The sequence below is a fragment of the Streptomyces sp. NPDC036984 genome (assembly GCF_055607665.1).
In genome coordinates this window covers 112,586-129,917 of the sequence record NZ_JBVJRL010000015.1, presented here as the reverse complement: position 1 = coordinate 129,917, position 17,332 = coordinate 112,586, and the positions used below count along the sequence as shown (strand labels likewise).

The following is a 17,332-nucleotide window of genomic DNA, read 5'->3' as shown; positions in this document are numbered from 1 at the left end:
CGCTCCGGCCGGCGGCGAGTGGCGTACGGGCGGCCGGTGCCGGGCCGTCCCTCCGGTCCCCGTCACCCGCGGGCTACCCCCGGCCGAGGAGGTGACGCAGGCGGCCCAGGAGCAGGTTCGGGTCCCGCCGGGTGGTGTAGGCGGTACTCGGGACGTACACGGTCCGGCCCCGGACGGCCACGGAGGTCGGGTTCGACAGCCCGTCCTGTGCGGTCAGTACGGTCGTGGTGGCGCCGTCCGGGCGGACCAGGACCACCTTGTTCGCGGCGTTCAGCGCGGCCAGTACGGTCTTGCCGTGCCCGGGGAGGGTGAAGTCGTCGATGCCGTCGAGCCCGGTGGCGCGAGTCTCGACGGGACCGGCGGAGCCGTCCTGGGCGACGGGGATGCGCAGCAGCGTGCCCCGGCCGGTGTTGGACACCCACACGGCGTTCCGGTCGGCCTTGATGCCGTTGGCGCCGAAGCCGGAGGCGGGCGCGGGGAGCGGAGCGAGTGCCGTGCCGGTCGCCCATGCCGTGGCCGTGCCGCCCGCCTGCGGGACGCGCCACACGGTACCGCGCACCGAGTCGGCCGCGTAGAGCACGCCCCGGTGCTCGTCGAGGGCGAGTCCGTTGGGCAGCCCGTCGGCCGGCAGTGCGGCGATCTGCTCCGGTGCGCCACCGTCGGGGGAGAGGCGCCAGATGCCGGTCTCGTGGGTGCCGGTGGCGTAGTCGACGTACAGCGTGCCGTCGTGGGCGCGGGCGATGCCGGTGACGACGGCGCTGCCCACGAGCGGCGTGGCCGGGTTGGTCACGGCAGGCAGGGTCGCGCGGATCCAGGTGTGCCCGTCCTCGGTGACATGGGCGATCTGCCGGGCGGAGGCGAAGGTCAGGTCGGCGGAGCCGTCGTGGTCGACCGCGATGTTCTCGGGTGTCTGCCCGGCGGCCGGGTCGAAGTGGGCGATGACACGGGCGTCGGTGACGAGCGGGTCCTCGCCGGTGCCGGGCGCGGCGGCGACGAGGCCGAGCGCGAGCGCGGCCGTGGCGGCAGCGGACAGGCGTGGGTGACGGGACATGTGACCTCTTTTCGGTCGGCGCGCGGGGCGCCGGCGTGCGGGGCCACACCAACATGACGGGGGACGGGTCACCGGTGACGGGAGCCGGGGCCGCGGGATCGCCCGCGCGGACCACCGTCACACGCCGTACGAGGCGCGCCCGGGTGACATCCGGGCCGGGCCCGTCAGTCCCAGAGCGGGTACGTCACGACCTGCTGGAAACCCTCCGGACGGGCATCGGTGTAGGTGAGGCTCATCCGTGTGTAGTGCTGGACGGCAGGGTGCTTCTTCCAGGGCTTCGGGCCGTCGAGCCGGACGGTCACCGGGTAGGCGTGGAAGGTGCCGGCGGCGCAGTAGGGCTTGCAGTCGTTGAGCATGTTCACGCCCACGGCGGTCGCCCCTTCCGGACTCCACTCGGACCAGTGGAGTCCGGTCAGCCGGCTGTTGCCGTCGCCGCAGGCCAGGATGAAGTCGTCGGGACGGACGGTGCGGTGCCACAGGCAGTCGACGAGGACGGGCTGCGCCGCGGTGGTCCGGGGAGGCGCCGCGGTGGTGGCCGGCGGACTGGCCGTGGCCGTGGTCATGGCCGCTGTCAGCAGGACTCCCGCCGCGAGGGTGATCGCCGTTCCCACCACTGATCCGCGCATGGCCGCTCCCACCCGTTCGTGCTGTGTCCGACCGCGTGCACCCGACGCTACGACCGTCCCGCCGTTTGCACCAGTCGCGCAGGTGGGGCCGTGTTGTCAGCCGTGGGAGACGGTGAGCCCGTAGAAGGCCACGCGGGCGCCGCGGGTGGTGCTCTCCGAGGAGGACTGGTTGCAGGAGCCGGCCTTGAAGTACTGCTTGTAGGGCTTGAAGGAGGACGGGATGCCGTAGTGGGTGGTGGTGCCGTTCACGGTCAGGTCGATGGTGTTCCCGCCGGAGACGCCGATGGTGTGGCTCCAGGTCTTGCCGACGGACACATGGCCTACGGGATGCAGGGTCTGGCCGCCGGCCGGCGAGTCCTCGGTGCCGAGGACGATGTCCCCGTTCGCGTGGTAGTACAGCTCCACCAGGGGCTTGGTGGAGGAGCCGCCGGAGCCGAGGTGGATCTGGCCGACGCACACGTTCTCGGTCACGGACACCACGCGCAGGGTCGCGCTCAGCCGATGGTGGTGGGCTTGCCGGAGGAGCCGACGGGCTCCTGGAGCTGGCAGACCGCCAGGTCGAAGTTGCCGCCGGGCGCGACATGCGGGTCGGCCGCGTCCGCGCCGCCGCTGCCGAGGGCGGTGAGCGCAAGGGTGAGACCCGCGGTGGACGTCGCCGCGAGAAGCCGTGATCGGGTCATGTGGGGGTCCCTTCGTCGGACCGGGATGCGTTCAGCATGGTGAACGCTGAACGCATCCATGGTCGCCGGTGACCCGAGAAGCAAAGGTCTGGACCGGACACGTCAAGGGGTTCAGCAGGCGCCCTCGTCCTGCCACGGCCCCCACTCCGAGGCGCCGGGCGCCTCGTTCCGGGTCCACCACTTGGCCTTCCAGTTGTGCTTGTCGTACGAGACCTCGTTCCCTGCCGTGTACACGGCCGACGAACTCCACGCGGGCTTGCAGGACGTCGGTGTGGGCGTCGGGGTCGGGGAGGGCGTGGGTGTGGTGCTCGGCGGGGTGACGCCGGCGAACCTCACCGAGTACGTCGCGAAGTCCCAGGAGTTCTGGGTCACGCTGGAGCAGGTGCCCGAGGTGCGACCCCCGTTGTCGGCCGGGGTGCACTGCCGGTCGCGGTTCAGCGACCAGAACGTGAACCGGTCCATGTGGTGGCTCGTGGCGTAGTCCAGCACGGTCTGGAAGTCGGCCCGGGTGAAGTACTCGCCCGTGTCGCTGCGGCCGTTCATGCCCGAGAAGCCCTCGTGGGCGTAGGCGGTCGCCTGGTCCCAGCCGAAGGTGGACCGGAGGATGGAATTGAAGTTGGTGAGTGCGCTGGTCTGGCTCGCCGCTCCGTCGAAGCCGCCGTCGAACGGCATGATGGAGAAGTTGTTCGGCGTGAACCCCTGCGACTTGGCCTCCAGAAGCATCTGCTTGCCGAACCAGCCGGTGCCGTCCGCCGTGCCGGCCGTGGTCACGGAGACGTACAGCCCCGGGTTGTTCTGCTGGAGGATCTTCGCCGCCCCGATCTCGTTCCTGATGGCCGCGCTGTTCTCGTACTCCGGCTCCTCCAGGTCGAAGTCGATGGCGTGCAGCCCGTACTTGGTGATGACCTGCTGGTAGGCCGCCGCCGTGGCGGCCGGGTCCGCGCAGGTCTGGCCGAGCTTGGTGCCGCCGTAGCCGCCGATGGAGACGGAGACGTCGCCGCCCTTGGCGCGGATGGTGTTGATCACCGACTGGACGGCGGTGTCCGAGGCGACCGGCGCCGTGCCGCCCCAGGTGGGCGTGCAGCCGCCGCCGTCGGGGGCGAGGACGAAGGCCAGCTGGAACGCCTTCAGGCCGGTCGCGTCCATGATGGCGGCCGGGTCCGGCGGGTCGTTGTCCAGTGGCATCAGATAGGGGGCGGCGGCGTACCAGCGGTTGTCGAGTGCGGTGGTCGCGCCCGAGGCGCTGCTCGCGACCAGTGCGGTGGTGCCGGCCGCGGCCAGGGTGACGGCCGCCGCCGCGCCCAGACATGCCCGAAGACGTCTCATGCGTGCCTCCAGAGGGTGGGGACCCCAGAGCGGGGAGCCCCACCCTCCGGGAGCTGTTGCGGTCACGTCAATAAGTTGGACTAGACCAACATGCTCTTTGGACTAGACCATACGGTTCCTTTACCTGCCGTCGACCAGGCGCACGGTGAATCCGCGGTCGAGCGACAGGCTCGGCGTCGTGACGGTCGTCACGTGCGCGTCGGCGTCGTACGACCAGGCGCTGTCCGGCAGTTGACGCCCGCCGAGCAGGACCCGCACGGGTGCGGCTGCGCCGTGCACGGTGAACCGGTACGACCGGGCGTCCACCTTGCCCGCGTAGTCGCCCCTGCTCGCGCCGACCGTCACGGTCGTGCCCCCGGCGTCGGTGCGCGTCGACACCCGTTGCGTGGCCGCCGCGCCCTTGGCGAAGCCACGGGTCACGCCGTCGTCCTCGTACACCGTGTAGTGGCTGGCGCCGTGGGCGGCCGGGTACAGGTCCCAGTCCAGCTCGTGCCGGTCACGGGTCTGCCAACTCGTCGTCCCCTTGGGCCACATGGGTACGATCGCGCCCTCGCGCACGAACAGCGGGAGGGTGTCCAGCGGGGCGTGGTAGCCGTCGACCGTGGTCGGGCCCTCGTAGGTGCGGCCCGTCCAGTAGTCCGTCCAGGTGCCCTTCGGCAGATAGATGCCGTCCCGGGTGTCGGAGTCCTGGTACACCGGCGCGACGAGGAAGTCCGGGCCGGACAGGAACTCGTACTTCGCCTGCGCGCCCAGCGTGTTCGGGTCGTCCGGGTACTCCAGCCACAGCGGACGCACCGCCCCCACACCGGTCTTCGCCGCCTGCGCCGACAGCGTGTACATGTAGGGCAGCAGCCGCTCCTTCAACTGGAGGTACCTGCGGTTGATCGAGGTGTACGGCTCGCCGTCCCGCCACGGCTGCTGGTCGGCGGGCTTGCCGGTGGTGAGGTCGCTGGCCCAGCCGTCCATCGTCATGATGGCGGGCAGGAACGCCTTCCACTGGAGGTCGCGGGTGTACATCTCGGCGTCGTGGCGGTAGATGCTGCCCACGTCGCCGGTGTTGTAGGCGATGCCGGACATGGTCGCGCCGGCGTACGTGGGGATCTGCCAGCGGATGTAGTCCCAGGACAGCTTCTGGTCGCCGCTCCACAGCACCCCGCAGCGCTGGGCGCCCGCCCAGGACACCGGCAGCCACACGAAGCCGCGCGCGTCGCTGTTGTCCTCGATCCCCTTCTTCGCCGCGTCACAGGCGTCCAGCGCGAACTTGTAGCCATTGCCGACCCAGGCCACGTCCAGCTTGGCCACCCGCTGGCCCGCCTTCACCTGGTCGGCGAGCTTGTCGATGCCGTCCTGGGTCCACAGGCCGAGCTGGGCGTGGTGGTCCTGCAGGCCCTCGGCGGTCTGCTCCAGGTTCTCGTACCCGCAGCCGTAGCCGTCGTTGACCAGCATCCAGCCGAGCGGCATGTGGTGCTCGGTGTAACCGTCGGCGATCTTCAGCGCGTCCAGCGTGTGCCGCTCGCCCCGGTTGGCGTTGTGCAGATAGCAGTCGGAGTCACCCGGTTCGAGGCCGTAGACCGGCGGCATGAAGGGCTTGCCCACCAGTGCCGTGTACTTCCCGATGACGTGTTTGGCGTCACCGAGGAAGTAGTAGGCGTCCAGGCGCCGTTCCTGCTGGCCGGTCGTCACCGGTGAGCCGAAGGTGTACACGCCCGGCGCGAAGGTGTTGCGGAAGACGCCGTAGCCCGCGCTGGAGAGGTAGAACGGCTGGGAGTTGTTGTAGCCGCCCTCGTTCCAGTCGAAGCTGTTGGCCACGTACATCGTCCGGCCGCGGTGCGAGAAGCTGCCGTTCTGCTCGCCGCCGCCGAAGAACTGCTCGTCGGCGCCTCGCGTCAGGCTCTGCCGCATCCCGCCGGTCGACCAGCGCAGCGGCTTGTCCTCCTGCCAGATGCGGGTGCGGTTGTCGGCCTTGTACAGCCCGAACCGCAGCGGCTTCTTGTAGACGCGCAGCACGGCCTCCGGTGAGCGGATGCCGTAGTAGTCGCCCGCGTCGAAGGACGAGGTGTGCCGCTGGAGGGCGGGCTGTGCGCGCACGATGGCGGTGCCGGCCGGGTCGCTCAGCGAGCCCGACGGATCGGCCTGGAGCCGCAGCTGACCGCCTGCCAGGAAGTCGGCACGCGCCGTGAGCCGCCCGGCCCGGACGGTGTAGCTGCCGTCGCCGCCCGAGAAGGACGTGAGGTCGCCGGCGTCCGTGGTCGCGGGCAGATAGGCGGTGCCGGTGAAGGAGCTGTCGTGCACGTCGTACGGCACCACGAGCACGTGGTACGTCCCGGACGCCCGCGGGATCACCGTGGCCTCCGGGTCGGCGGTGCCCGCGCTGGACGCCACCTGCTTGCCGTGGTCGTCGTAGACGTACAGGTCGAAGTCGTCCGAGGGGCGCTCCCACCTGATGGACAGGGGGACGCCGCCCTCGGGGTTGTCGTCCCAGTAGCCGTCCGGCACCGAGACGGTGAGGTCGAAGCGGTGGCAGACCTTGTCGTCGGGGTCGGCGCCGGCGGCGGGGCAGCTCTCCGGGCCGCCGCCGGTGCCCTTGGCGTAGACCGGGCTCTGCCAGTCGACGCTGCTGTGGGCGGAATCCAGGACGGCGCCGGCCGCCGGTGCGGCGGCCTGGGCCGGGGCCGGGGCGGCGAGCGTGGTCCCGGCCAGGACGCTCGCCAGCCCCAGCGGTATCCAGGCCGGCCACGGCACACGGTGTCGGAGTCTTCGCACGGCGGAACAGCTCCCCTCGCACCTTTGCGGACTGACTGTTCTTACGGATCTGCTGCTCGGAAACGCTTGAAACGAGCGCTAATCGAGCAACTTCACGCACGAAGCCTCGGGGTTGACGCAGGTTCATGTCAATACACCCGCCGGTGCCGGCCGCGGCTCAGAGTGAACTGCCCGCCGTGAGCAGGTCGTCCAGCCCGGCCCGGCGGAAGAAGTCCGCACGGATGCGGTCGGCGACAGCGGAGACCACCTCGCTGCCGTCGCGGCTGGGATCGACGTGGGTGCGCGACGGCCGGCCGCCCGCGGGCAGGTCCACCAGGCGTACGACGGCCGCGGCGACCTCGGCCACGTCCGCGTCCGGCGGGACGAGCGCCGCGAGCCGCTGGTCGAGGCCGGCCGGCAGGGCGCCGTAGCTTTCGTCGCCGGTCGCCGGTCGCCGGTCGCCGGTCGCGGGGGGTGAGGGCGTCAGACGATGCCGCCGTTGGCGCGGACCACCTGGCCGTTGACCCAGTGGCCGGCCGGGGAGGCGAGGAACGCCACCACCTCGGCGATGTCGGCGGGCGTGCCGAGACGCTCCAGCGGGGGCTGGGCCGCCAGCCGGGCGACGGTCTCCTCGTCCTCAGGCAGTCGCCGCCCGGCGCGCCGAGGACCCCGACGTCACCCGGCTCGTGACCGCGCTGCGCCGGCGCAGCGAGGAGTTCGCCGCACTCTGGGAGCGGCGGGACGTGGCCCTGCGCCGCAGCGACCACAAGCGGATCGTCCATTCCTCGCTCGGCGTCATCGAACTGGACTGCCACAACCTGTTCAGCGAGGACGGCCGGCAGCGCCTGCTGTGGTTCAGCGCCCCGCCCGGGACCGAGGGAGCCGCGCAGCTGGAACTGCTCTCGGTGATCGGCACCCAGGATCTGGCGCCGGGGCCGGACCGGCTGGGACACCGGCCCGGCTGAGTGCGCACGGCACCACCGTGTCCGCCCCGGATCGTCACCGATGCCGGTACCCGCACGGCGAACTCATGCCGTGGGGCCGGCGATGCGCAGGGGTGCCGCGGGTGTCGGGGTGACGGGCTCGGCGGTGGCGTCCGTCCACCAGTCGGCGCCGTCCTCGACGTAGCGCAGCAGCACCCCCTCGCGGATCGCCCAGGGGCAGACCACGGCCCGCGGCAGCCCCATGAGCTTCAGGGCGGTGTGCCCGACGACCGCGCCGGCCAGGCTCTGGCCGGCGCGCGGTGCGGAGATCCCGGGCAGCTGCGCGCGTTCGGCGGCGGGCAGCGCGGCCAGGGTGCGCACCGCCTCGCGCAGGTCCCGGCAGACCAGCTCCCGCTCCACGAACGGCCCGAACCGCCCCGGCGCGGCCCCGCACAACCGGGCCAGCTGCTGGAACGTACGGGAGCTGACGGCCGCGGTGCGCGGACGCTCCCAGCGGATCCGCGAGGCCACGTCCCGCAGTTCATGCCGGATGCGGCGGCGCAGCTCCTTCAGCTCGCCGGGCCCGGGCGGATCCTGCACGCCCAGGTAGTCCCGGGTCAGCCGGTTCGCACCGAGCGGCAGGGAGGCGGCGAAGTCGGGCAGCCGGCCCCGGCCGAAGGCAACCTCCAGCGAGCCGCCGCCGATGTCGAGCAGCGCCAGCGGGCCCGCCTTCCAGCCCAGCCAGCGGCGGGCCGCCAGAAAGGTCAGCTCCGCCTCGGTCTCACCGGGCAGCGTGCACATGCGGATCCCGGTCTCGGACGCCACCCGGCGCAGCACCTCCCGGCGGTTGGGGGCATTGCGGACCACCGTGGTCGCGAAGGCCAGCGGACCCGCCGCATGCCACCTCCGGGCCGTGGCGCCCGCCGCGGCCACCGCCTTGACCAGCCGCTCCACCGCCTCGTCGGCGATGGTGCCGTCCGGGCCGACCTGTTCGGACAGGCGCAGCTTCCACTTGACCGTGTGCACCGGCAGCGGAACGCCTCCCTCCACGTCTGCGATCACCAGTCGGACCGTGTTCGACCCCGCATCCACCACGCTCACCCGCATGGCCGGGACGTACCCACTTCACCCGCGACAACGCGTCACACGGGGGGCGTGCCGGAGCACACTGCCGCCGGGACGCGTCTCAGGACCGGCTCGCGCGGCAGTCCGACGGGGACCGGAAGCGCGCGGCGCACGGGCCGGGATCCAGCGGACGGCCGTCCCGCGGCAGCGTGCGCGCACACCACCCGCACACCACGTCCGCCTCGGCTCCGGCCCCGCGCAGCCGCGCCGCGGCCTGCACAGCCGCCTCGAACCAGGTGCCCTCGACGACCGGTACCGGGGCGGCGGCCAGCAACTGTGCGCTCCGCCAGGCACTCAGCCCCGTGACGGCCCGCAGGGCCTGCACGGCGTCCCGCCCGCGCTCCCCCGCACCCGCGAGCACCACCCCGAAGTCCGGTTCCTCCACCCGGCGTTCCCCCCCATCGCGCCGACCCTGTCCGGATCCGGACCCCGCACGCTCCGGTCGGTCCACCGCTGCCCTTGGATGGTCACGACCACTGTCGGCGCGGCACACGGCGGGTGACCGGAGCGGATGCGATGAGGGTACTGGTGATCGGCGGCGGCATCGCGGGAACCGCGACCGCCCTGGGGCTGCACAAGGCCGGTTTCGACGTCACGGTGTTCGAGGCCCACCCGGACACGGCCGAGGACATCGGCGCCTTCCTGACCCTGGCGAGCAACGGCATGCGCGCACTCGCCGCGCTGGACGCCACGGACGCCGTCACGGCCGTCGGTTTTCCGCTGACTTCACTGCGGCTGCTCGACGGTGAGGGCGCCGAGGTGATGCACGTACCGCTCGGCGAGGCGGACGACCCCGCCCTGCGCTATCGCTGTCTGCGCCGCGGCGAGCTGAACGCGGCCCTCCAGGGCGAGGCGGCCGGGCGCGGCATCGAGGTGTGCCACGGCGTCCGGCTGGTGTCCGTGACGGACGGCCCGGACGCCGTCACCGCCCATTTCGCCGACGGCACCACCGCCACCGCGGACCTGCTCGTCGGGGCCGACGGCCTCAACTCGACCGTTCGCGGACTCGTCACACCCGAGGCACGGCCCGGCTATGCCGGCCAGCGGGTCTACTACGGCTACACCGGCACCGCACCGGCGGCCGACCCGCCCGGCGCCATCACCATGGTGCGCGGCAGCGCCACCGCCTTCGGCTACGCGGTGTCGCCGGCGGGGGAGACGTACTGGTTCGCCCGCGCCGGCGGCGACCCGCTGCCCGTCGGCGCACCCGCCGCAACGGCCGGTGTGCTGCGCGAGGAGCTGCTGCCGCTGCTGCGCAAGGACACCACCCCCGCCGCCGGCCTGGTCGAGGCCCCGGACGGCGCGATCATGGTCGCCAACGCCACGGAGCTGCCGCTCGGCACCGCCTGGCACGCCGGCCGTGTCCTGCTGATCGGCGACGCGGCCCACGCGGCCTCGCCGGCGACCGGCCAGGGCGCCTCGATGGCCCTGGAGGACGCCGTCGTCCTGGCCAAGGCGCTGCGCGACCTGCCAGGCCGGCAGGCCGCGTTCACCGCGTACGAGCGGCACCGCCGTCCGCGGGTCGAGCACAACATCACCGTCAGCGGCGGCCTCTCCCGCGGCACCCCCGCACCGCCCCGCCCGGCACCGGTCATGGCCCGGCCCGCCGAGCCGGACGAGCGGCTGATCCGCCAACTGGCCTGGGACACCCCGTTGCCGGCCGTTCGGCCCGAACCGCGCTGACCCGCGCCGACCTGCGTTGACCCGCGTCGACCCGCGGCCGGCGGACCGCAGCGGTCGCGGCTGCGCGAACGTGCCCGCGCAGGCCGCTGTTCGCGCGCGAAAGTGCAAGAGGCGGAGCACGGGAGTCCATTGCCGGGGCGGCGCCGGGGCCGGATCGTTCCGTGCAACCGGCCCTTCGGCAACAAGGAGCACCCGTGCGACTGTTGAGCAGAACAGGCGGCGCCGTGGCCGCGGCCGTCGCCCTGGTCCTGGGCGGCACCGCCGCGTCCCCCGCGCCGGCCGCGTCCCCCGGCGCTGCCGGCTACACCGTGACCGTGGGGACCCCGGTGCCGTTCACCCACCCCACGGACACCCCCGCCACCCCGTACGTCGACAAGGACGGCACGTTCCACTACCAGCAGTCCGCCGCGCTCTACGGCGCCGACGACCCGCGCGTCTGGGACTTCTACACCGGCAAGGACTTCGACACCGCCGCCTACGACAGGACCCTGAGCGAGGCGGCCGACCCCGCCAACCCCGCCGACCGCAACGACGACACCACCTGGCGGTGCAACAACAGCCCCACCGGCCGGGAGGCGACGTACGCGCCGAGCGGCTCGGGCTACGCGCAGAAGAACTACTGCGACCTGTCCGGCGTGTGGGTCGATCCCGACACCGGTGACTGGTACGGCCTGGTGCACAACGAGTTCACCCCGCGGCCCTTCGGCGACGGGCTCCACTACGACGCCATCGACTACGCCGTCTCCACCGACCAGGGCCGCACCTGGACGATCAGGGACCACGTGATCACCTCGCCGTACAGCACGAAGCGCGGCGACACGGCGGCCTTCCCGAACCAGACCTACTCCTACGGCGACGGCGACCAGCGCCTGTTCGCCGACACCGCCTCCGGCTACTTCTACGTCTATTACGGCTCGCGGATCGTCGACAAGAACGGCGGCTGGAAAGCGTTCCACGAGCATGTGGCCCGGGCCCCGATCGCTGCGAAGATGGCCCCCGGATCCTGGCGCAAGTGGTACGACGGCACCTGGTCCGAGCCCGGCACCGGCGGCAAGGAGAGCAACGTCGTCCCCGTCGACGCCGACCACCCCACCGGCTACACCCCCGCCGCGGCCGAGTACGACCCGGCCAACACCGGCACCGCCGCCGAGCAGATCTCGGCCGGCACCATGCCCCCGACCTCGCCGCTGTTCGTGATGAACATCGCCTACGACGCTCACCTCGGCCGCTACATCGGCACACCGCAGGCCGTCGACCAGAGCGGCGACGCACCGCAGTACCTGTACGCCACCGACGACCTGGCCACCCAGAAGTGGCAGCTCATCGGGGACACCGGCGGCTACACCACCGCCTCCTGGTACCGCTGGTTCCTGGACCGCGCCAACCGCACCAGCTCCGCCGTCGTCGGCAAGACCTTCCGCGCCTACTGCTCCTTCGGCTGCTCCGGCGGCGCTTCCGGCGAGTACGTCGACGTCACCATCGACTCGTCCGCGCCGGCCGCCCCGCCCATGGACACCGGCCGCCGCTACCGCATCGCGGGCGGCACGGGCCGGATCCTGGCCCAGGTGTCCGGCGGCTCCGCCGTGACCTCGGTGGCACGGCCCACCGGTTCCGGCCGCGAGGCGTGGTCCTTCGCACCGACGGGCGACGGCGCGTTCACCGTCGCCAACGCGGCGACCGGCCGGCTGCTGGGCGTCGACTCCGCGAAGACGTCCGGCCGCGCCTGGGGCGCGCGGCCGACGGTCACCGCGGGCCGGGCCGGCGGACCGGCCGTCGGACAGCAGTGGTTCGTGCTGCCCAGTTCCTCCGGCGACGGCACCTACCGCCTGGTCAACCGCTGGAGCGGCCTCGTGCTCGGCCTCTCCGCGACCGCCGGCCGGTTCGCCGAGACCACTCCGCCGCGCACCTGGACGGACACCGGCGGCAGCTCCGTGGGCGGCGGGCGCACCGCGGCCGAACAGACCCTGTCCTTCGTCCCGACCGGCTCCTGACCGCACGGGCCCAGGGCCCGCACCGGCGCGGGTCCCGGGCCGACTCCCGCGCCGTTGCGCCGACGTGCGTCTATCCTGCGCCCATGTCGATGATCAACGGGGAGTCCGACGCCGAGCTGGCCGTGACGGCGGCCCAGGCGGGTGCGGCGGTGGTGCGTGACCTGTACGGACGGCGGCTGGAGCGCCATGCGAAGTCCGCCGGTGACTTCGCGACGACCGCTGACCTCGCCGCCGAGCGGGCCATCCTGGACGTCCTGCGCGCCGCCCGGCCCGAGGATGCGGTGACGGCAGAGGAGAGCGGGCGCACCGGCGCCGCCGGCGCCCACCGCCGCTGGCTGGTCGACCCGCTGTGCGGCACCCTCAACTACGCCGTGCACACCATGCTCGTCGGCGTGAACGTCGCCCTGCGGGTGGGCTCCCGGGTCACCGCCGCGGCGACGGCCGACCCGTTCAGCGGCGAGGTGTTCTGGACCGACGGCGAGCGGGCCCGGGTCCGCCGGGACGGCGGTGCGGAGGACCTGACGCCCACGGCCGAGTCCGCGCTGGTGGACGTCAACCTCGACCCGCCGTTCCCGAACGCCCCCGGCTTCCGGGCGGACCGCCTGCTCGCCGCCCCGGGCTTCACCGAGCGGTTCCGGCCCCGGGTGATCTCCAGCACCCTCGCGGTCGCCTGGGTCGCCGCCGGACGCCGGGCCGCCTATGTCACCGACGGCCACCTGGCCGACAGCGTGCACTTCGCCGCGGGCATCGCGCTGTGCCGGGCGGCGGGCTGCACGGTGACCGGCCTGTACGGCGAGCCCGTCCACACCGGCGCGGGCGGACTGATCGCGGCGGCCGACACCGAGACGCACGCCGCCCTGCTGGACCTGGTCAAGAACCAGGCACGCCAGGCGGGTTGAACCGGACGGAGGCCGTCTCGACGGAACGCGCCGGCGTCTGGTGTGATGCCCGCATGACCCTGGCCGACGACCTCGCCGCCCGCTTCGACCAGGCCCTGGACATGCGCCCGGAGACCCTGCGGGGAAGCCGCCCAGGACTTCGGGCGCGCTCGATGCGGTGACGAGCTGTCAGATCACCGTTCAGGCGGGCGCGTTGTGACGGGACGTGCTGGCCGCCACCCTGCCGTACGGCCGGACGCCTCGGGTCCTCACCGACTACCCGGGCGCGGGCGTCGGCACCGGCGAGCAGATCCTCCGGGCGGCGGGGGAGTGGCTGCACCGCGCGGCCTACGGCCTGGCCCGGGCCGCCGGCGCCGTCGCCTGCCCCGTCAACGCCCTTCCCCTCTCCGCTGCCGACCGGCGTGCTCACCACGGCCCCGGCTGGCAGGCCCTCGCGGCCGTCAAACGGCGCCTCGATCCGTATCTCGTCCTGGGGCGGGGGCACGGTCTGCGGCTCTGAGCGCAGCCGCCGGTGCGGCAGGGCGACACAAGTCCGTGGCGTCCGAAGACTTGTGGCGTGCTTGGTTCATCACTTAAATCAAAACATGAACTAAGCCGTGGGGTTCGCACGTCGGCCCCACCCCCTTTCTGGAGCCGCCCGATGAGACTGAGATCCCTGGGTGTCGCGCTGGCCGCCACGGCAGCGCTGATCGCCCTGCCCGCCACCCATCCCTCGGCCACCGCGGCCGAAACCCCCTTGTCCCAGGGGAAGACGGCCACCGCGTCGTCCGAGGAGAACAGCGGCACCGCCGCCGCCCTGGCCGTCGACGGCGACACCAGGACCCGCTGGTCCTCGGCCGCCACCGACGACCAGTGGTTCCGGGTCGACCTGGGCGCCACCGCCTCGGTCACCCAGGTGGTCCTCGACTGGGAGGCCGCCTACGGCAAGGACTACAAGGTCCAGATATCCACGGACGGGAACACGTGGACCGACCTGAAGTCCGTCACCGGCTCCGACGGTGGCGTCGACACGCTCGACGTCTCCGGAAAGGGCCGCTACGTGCGCATGCTCGGCGTGCACCGCGCCACCCAGTGGGGCTACTCCGTCTGGGAGTTGAAGGTGTTCGGCAGCGTGGACGGCGGTCAGGCCGGCTGCGGCACCGCCAACGCCGCCCGGGGCAGGTCCGCCACCGCGTCCTCCACCGAGAACGCCGGAACGCCCGCCTCCGCCGCCTTCGACGGCAACACCGCGACCCGCTGGTCCAGCCAGGCGGCCGACCCGCAGTGGCTCCGGGTGGACCTCGGCTCCGTCCAGGACCTGTGCAGGATCGACCTGAACTGGGAGGCCGCCTACGGCAAGGACTTCCAGATCCAGGCCTCCTCCGACGGCCAGAACTGGAGCACCCTGAAGAGCGTCACCGCGGCGACCGGCGGCACGGCCTCGTACGACGTCAGCGGCTCCGGCCGGTACGTGCGCATCTACGGCACCGCCCGGGGCACCGGCTACGGCTACTCCCTGTGGGAGGTCGCCGTACACACCGGCGGCACCGGCGTCCCGCCCGTCCAGGGCGGCGGCGACCTCGGCCCGAACGTCATCGTCGTCGACCCCTCCACCCCGGGCCTCCAGCAGAAGTTCGACGACGTCTTCGCCAAGCAGGAGTCGAACCAGTTCGGCACCGGCCGCTACCAGTTCCTACTCAAGCCGGGCACCTACAACGGCATCAACGCCCAGATCGGCTTCTACACCTCGATCTCCGGCCTCGGCCTGAACCCCGACGACACCCAGATCAACGGTGACGTCACCGTCGACGCGGGCTGGTTCAACGGCAACGCCACCCAGAACTTCTGGCGCTCGGCCGAGAACCTCGCCATCACGCCGTCCAACGGCACCGACCGCTGGGCCGTGGCACAGGCCGCCCCGTTCCGCCGCATCCACGTCAAGGGCGGCCTCAACCTGGCGCCCGACGGCTACGGTTGGGCCTCCGGCGGCTACATCGCCGACTCGAAGATCGACGGGACCGTCGGCCCCTACTCCCAGCAGCAGTGGTACACCCGGGACAGCTCCGTCGGCGGCTGGACCAACGGCGTGTGGAACATGACCTTCACCGGCGTCCAGGGCGCCCCGGCCACCAACTTCGACAGCGGCCCCTACACCACCCTGGACACCACCCCCGTCTCCCGCGAGAAGCCCTTCCTCTACCTGGACGGCTCCACCTACAAGGTGTTCGTCCCGGCCAAGCGCACGAACGCCCGAGGGGTCTCCTGGCCGGCGAACGCGGGCACGTCCCTGCCGCTCGACCAGTTCTACGTCGTCAAGCCCGGCGCGACCGCGGCCACCATCAACGCGGCCCTCGCCCAGGGCCTCAACCTCCTGTTCACCCCCGGCGTCTACCACCTCGACCAGACCATCGACGTCACCCGCGCGGGCACCGTCGTCCTCGGTCTGGGCCTCGCCACCCTCATCCCGGACAACGGCATCGACGCGATGCACGTCGCCGACGTCGACGGCGTGAAGCTCGCCGGATTCCTCATCGACGCGGGCCCGGTCGACTCCGACACGCTGCTGCGCATCGGCATGCCCGGTTCCACCGCGGACCACTCCGCCAACCCCACCACCATGCAGGACGTGTTCGTCCGCATCGGCGGCGCCGGCCCCGGCCTCGCCACCAACTCCGTGGTGGTCAACAGCAACAACGTCGTCATCGACCACACCTGGCTGTGGCGTGCCGACCACGGCAGCGGCGTCGGCTGGGACACCAACCGCGCCGACTACGGTCTGCGGGTCCACGGCAACGACGTGCTCGCCACCGGGCTGTTCGTCGAGCACTTCAACAAGTACGACGTCTACTGGAGCGGGGAACGCGGCCGCACGATCTTCTTCCAGAACGAGAAGGCGTACGACGCCCCGAACTCCGGCGCCGTCACCCACGACGGCATCGTCGGCTACGCGGCCTACAAGGTCGCCGACACCGTCACCACCCATGAGGCATGGGGCCTGGGCAGCTACTGCAACTACACGGCCGATCCGACGATCGTGCAGGCCCACGGCTTCCAGGTGCCCGTCAAGCCGGGGATCAAGATGCACGACCTGCTGGTGATCTCCCTGGGCGGCAAGGGCCAGTACGCGCACGTCGTCAACAACACCGGCGCACCCACCTCGGGAACCGACACGGTCCCGTCCAAGGTGACGTCCTTCCCGTAGCCCGCCCCGCGTCCGGACACCGGACGCCGCTCCGCACGGGACGCCTGTCAGTCACCGGACAGCGTCTCGTGCGGGGCCCGCCGGTAGGTGCCGCGGTACTGGGAGGCGAAGCGGCCCGGGTGGTGAAAGCCCCAGCGGGCCGCGATCTGCGTGACCGTGACCCCGCTGCCGGGATCGGCGGCCATCAGGTCGTGATGGGCGTGCGCGAGCCGTACCCGGCGCAACTGGGCGAGCGGCGTGGTGTCCAGGTGGCGGCGGAAGGCGTACTGGAGCGCGCGGACCGTCACATGGGCCGCGGCGGCGATGTCGGCGACCGTGACGGGCTGGTCCGCGTGGTCGTCGATGTAGGCGAGTGCCCGGCGCAGCATCGCCGGGTGCGCGTCATGCGGACCGGCGCCGGCGGGCTCGTCCCGTGCCGTGTTCGGGAACGCGGCCAGCACGCTCGCCGCCAGATGCTGGGCGGCCGTGGCGGCGACCAGCGGCTCGTCCGCGATCTCGGGATCGGCGAGCACCCCGTCGCGCAGATGGGTGATGGTGCGCACCAGCTGGCGTGCCGCCGCCGCCGAGCGCGGCCGGTGGCCGGTCAGCCGCACCGGCCGCGAGCCGTCCGGGCCCGCGGCCACCTGGTCGAGCAGGGCCGGGTCCAGCATGGTGATGTTGTACCGGGCGTTGCAGATCCGCCCCGTGTACGGCAGGTCCGGCGGGGCGAACAGCACCACGTCACCCGGGCCGAAGGAATCCTCGACGCCCGGGAAGCCGTGGTCCCGCACGGTCCCCTCGTGCACGACGCACAGACACAGACGGCCCAGCGGTGTCACCGAGTAGGACATCTCGAAGTCCAGCGTCAGTTCGTCGACGCTCACCGAGGGAATGCCGGCGCGGCGGATCCGGGCCCGGTTCGAGCCCGGAGTGCCGCTCGCGATGCGCATCCTGGCGTAGGCGCGGCTGAGGAAATCCTCCGTCACGTCCAGGTCGTCGCTGTCGAAGGTGAGCGATTCCATGGTCCCCCCGATGCCCCGGAGTGGCCCTTCCATGCCTACGCTCACCAGCGAGTTTTCGTTTTTCGTACAGCGGGACGCGAGGTTGTTCGCCGGCTGGCTGGCGC

General features: G+C 72.4%; 13 protein-coding genes and 3 pseudogenes. 6 read left to right on the top strand and 10 right to left on the bottom strand.

Features of this window, described 5'->3' with window-relative positions:
• Nucleotides 1-73: 73 nt before the first annotated feature.
• The 7 genes and pseudogenes from ACZ7DL_RS25920 to ACZ7DL_RS25890 all read right to left on the bottom strand — a co-directional run.
• Nucleotides 74-1,051 (bottom strand): SMP-30/gluconolactonase/LRE family protein, encoded by a 978-nt coding sequence (locus ACZ7DL_RS25920; RefSeq protein WP_470777464.1) that lies wholly within the window; start codon nucleotides 1,049-1,051, stop codon nucleotides 74-76.
• Between the two features lie 164 nt (nucleotides 1,052-1,215).
• Nucleotides 1,216-1,677, bottom strand: a complete 462-nt coding sequence (locus tag ACZ7DL_RS25915; protein ID WP_470777462.1) for a hypothetical protein — start codon at nucleotides 1,675-1,677, stop codon at nucleotides 1,216-1,218.
• A gap of 96 nt (nucleotides 1,678-1,773) precedes the next feature.
• A pseudogene (locus ACZ7DL_RS25910) lies at nucleotides 1,774-2,357 on the bottom strand (polysaccharide lyase family 7 protein).
• Nucleotides 2,358-2,468: 111 nt separating this feature from the next.
• Nucleotides 2,469-3,683 carry a carbohydrate-binding protein gene (locus ACZ7DL_RS25905; RefSeq protein ID WP_470777461.1) on the bottom strand — a complete coding sequence of 405 codons (1,215 nt, stop codon included), beginning with the start codon at nucleotides 3,681-3,683 and terminating at the stop codon, nucleotides 2,469-2,471.
• A gap of 120 nt (nucleotides 3,684-3,803) precedes the next feature.
• Nucleotides 3,804-6,446, bottom strand: a complete 2,643-nt coding sequence (locus ACZ7DL_RS25900; RefSeq protein ID WP_470777460.1) for a glycoside hydrolase family 31 protein — start codon at nucleotides 6,444-6,446, stop codon at nucleotides 3,804-3,806.
• A gap of 157 nt (nucleotides 6,447-6,603) precedes the next feature.
• A complete protein-coding gene (locus ACZ7DL_RS25895; RefSeq protein WP_470777459.1) occupies nucleotides 6,604-6,792 on the bottom strand; it encodes a short-chain dehydrogenase/reductase in 189 nt (62 codons plus the stop codon).
• 116 nt (nucleotides 6,793-6,908) lie between these two features.
• Nucleotides 6,909-7,064, bottom strand: a pseudogene (locus tag ACZ7DL_RS25890) (SDR family oxidoreductase); the annotation flags it as partial.
• On the opposite strand from ACZ7DL_RS25890, the pseudogene ACZ7DL_RS25885 reads away from it, so the two are divergent.
• A pseudogene (locus ACZ7DL_RS25885) lies at nucleotides 7,064-7,390 on the top strand (MmyB family transcriptional regulator); the annotation flags it as partial. The pseudogenes ACZ7DL_RS25890 and ACZ7DL_RS25885 sit on opposite strands and share 1 nt — an antisense overlap.
• A gap of 63 nt (nucleotides 7,391-7,453) precedes the next feature.
• Here ACZ7DL_RS25885 and ACZ7DL_RS25880 read toward each other — a convergent pair.
• Nucleotides 7,454-8,455: a Ppx/GppA family phosphatase gene (locus ACZ7DL_RS25880; protein WP_470777457.1), complete on the bottom strand. Its 1,002-nt coding sequence runs from the start codon at nucleotides 8,453-8,455 to the stop codon at nucleotides 7,454-7,456.
• Nucleotides 8,456-8,534: 79 nt separating this feature from the next.
• Entirely contained in the window at nucleotides 8,535-8,858 is a 324-nt protein-coding gene (locus ACZ7DL_RS25875; RefSeq protein WP_470777455.1) for a ribosomal protein L7/L12, read from the bottom strand.
• A 131-nt stretch (nucleotides 8,859-8,989) separates the two neighbouring features.
• Here ACZ7DL_RS25875 and ACZ7DL_RS25870 point away from each other — a divergent pair, with 131 nt between their 5' ends.
• The 5 genes from ACZ7DL_RS25870 to ACZ7DL_RS25850 all read left to right on the top strand — a co-directional run bounded on the left by ACZ7DL_RS25870 (nucleotide 8,990) and on the right by ACZ7DL_RS25850 (nucleotide 16,227).
• Nucleotides 8,990-10,156, top strand: a complete 1,167-nt coding sequence (locus ACZ7DL_RS25870) for an FAD-dependent oxidoreductase (protein ID WP_470777453.1) — start codon at nucleotides 8,990-8,992, stop codon at nucleotides 10,154-10,156.
• 194 nt (nucleotides 10,157-10,350) lie between these two features.
• Nucleotides 10,351-12,147 carry an RICIN domain-containing protein gene (locus ACZ7DL_RS25865; protein ID WP_470777452.1) on the top strand — a complete coding sequence of 599 codons (1,797 nt, stop codon included), beginning with the start codon at nucleotides 10,351-10,353 and terminating at the stop codon, nucleotides 12,145-12,147.
• An 83-nt stretch (nucleotides 12,148-12,230) separates the two neighbouring features.
• On the top strand, nucleotides 12,231-13,046 hold the full coding sequence (locus ACZ7DL_RS25860) for an inositol monophosphatase family protein (protein WP_470777451.1): 816 nt from the start codon (nucleotides 12,231-12,233) through the stop codon (nucleotides 13,044-13,046).
• 205 nt (nucleotides 13,047-13,251) lie between these two features.
• Nucleotides 13,252-13,545, top strand: a complete 294-nt coding sequence (locus tag ACZ7DL_RS25855; RefSeq protein WP_470777450.1) for a hypothetical protein — start codon at nucleotides 13,252-13,254, stop codon at nucleotides 13,543-13,545.
• Between the two features lie 141 nt (nucleotides 13,546-13,686).
• Nucleotides 13,687-16,227, top strand: coding sequence for a discoidin domain-containing protein (locus ACZ7DL_RS25850; RefSeq protein WP_470777449.1), 2,541 nt, complete (start codon nucleotides 13,687-13,689; stop codon nucleotides 16,225-16,227).
• Nucleotides 16,228-16,274: 47 nt separating this feature from the next.
• Here ACZ7DL_RS25850 and ACZ7DL_RS25845 read toward each other — a convergent pair whose 3' ends face one another.
• The gene (locus tag ACZ7DL_RS25845) at nucleotides 16,275-17,228 is read right to left on the bottom strand and encodes a helix-turn-helix domain-containing protein (protein ID WP_470777447.1); all 954 of its coding nucleotides are present in this window, start codon (nucleotides 17,226-17,228) and stop codon (nucleotides 16,275-16,277) included.
• Between the last annotated feature and the right edge of the window lie 104 nt (nucleotides 17,229-17,332).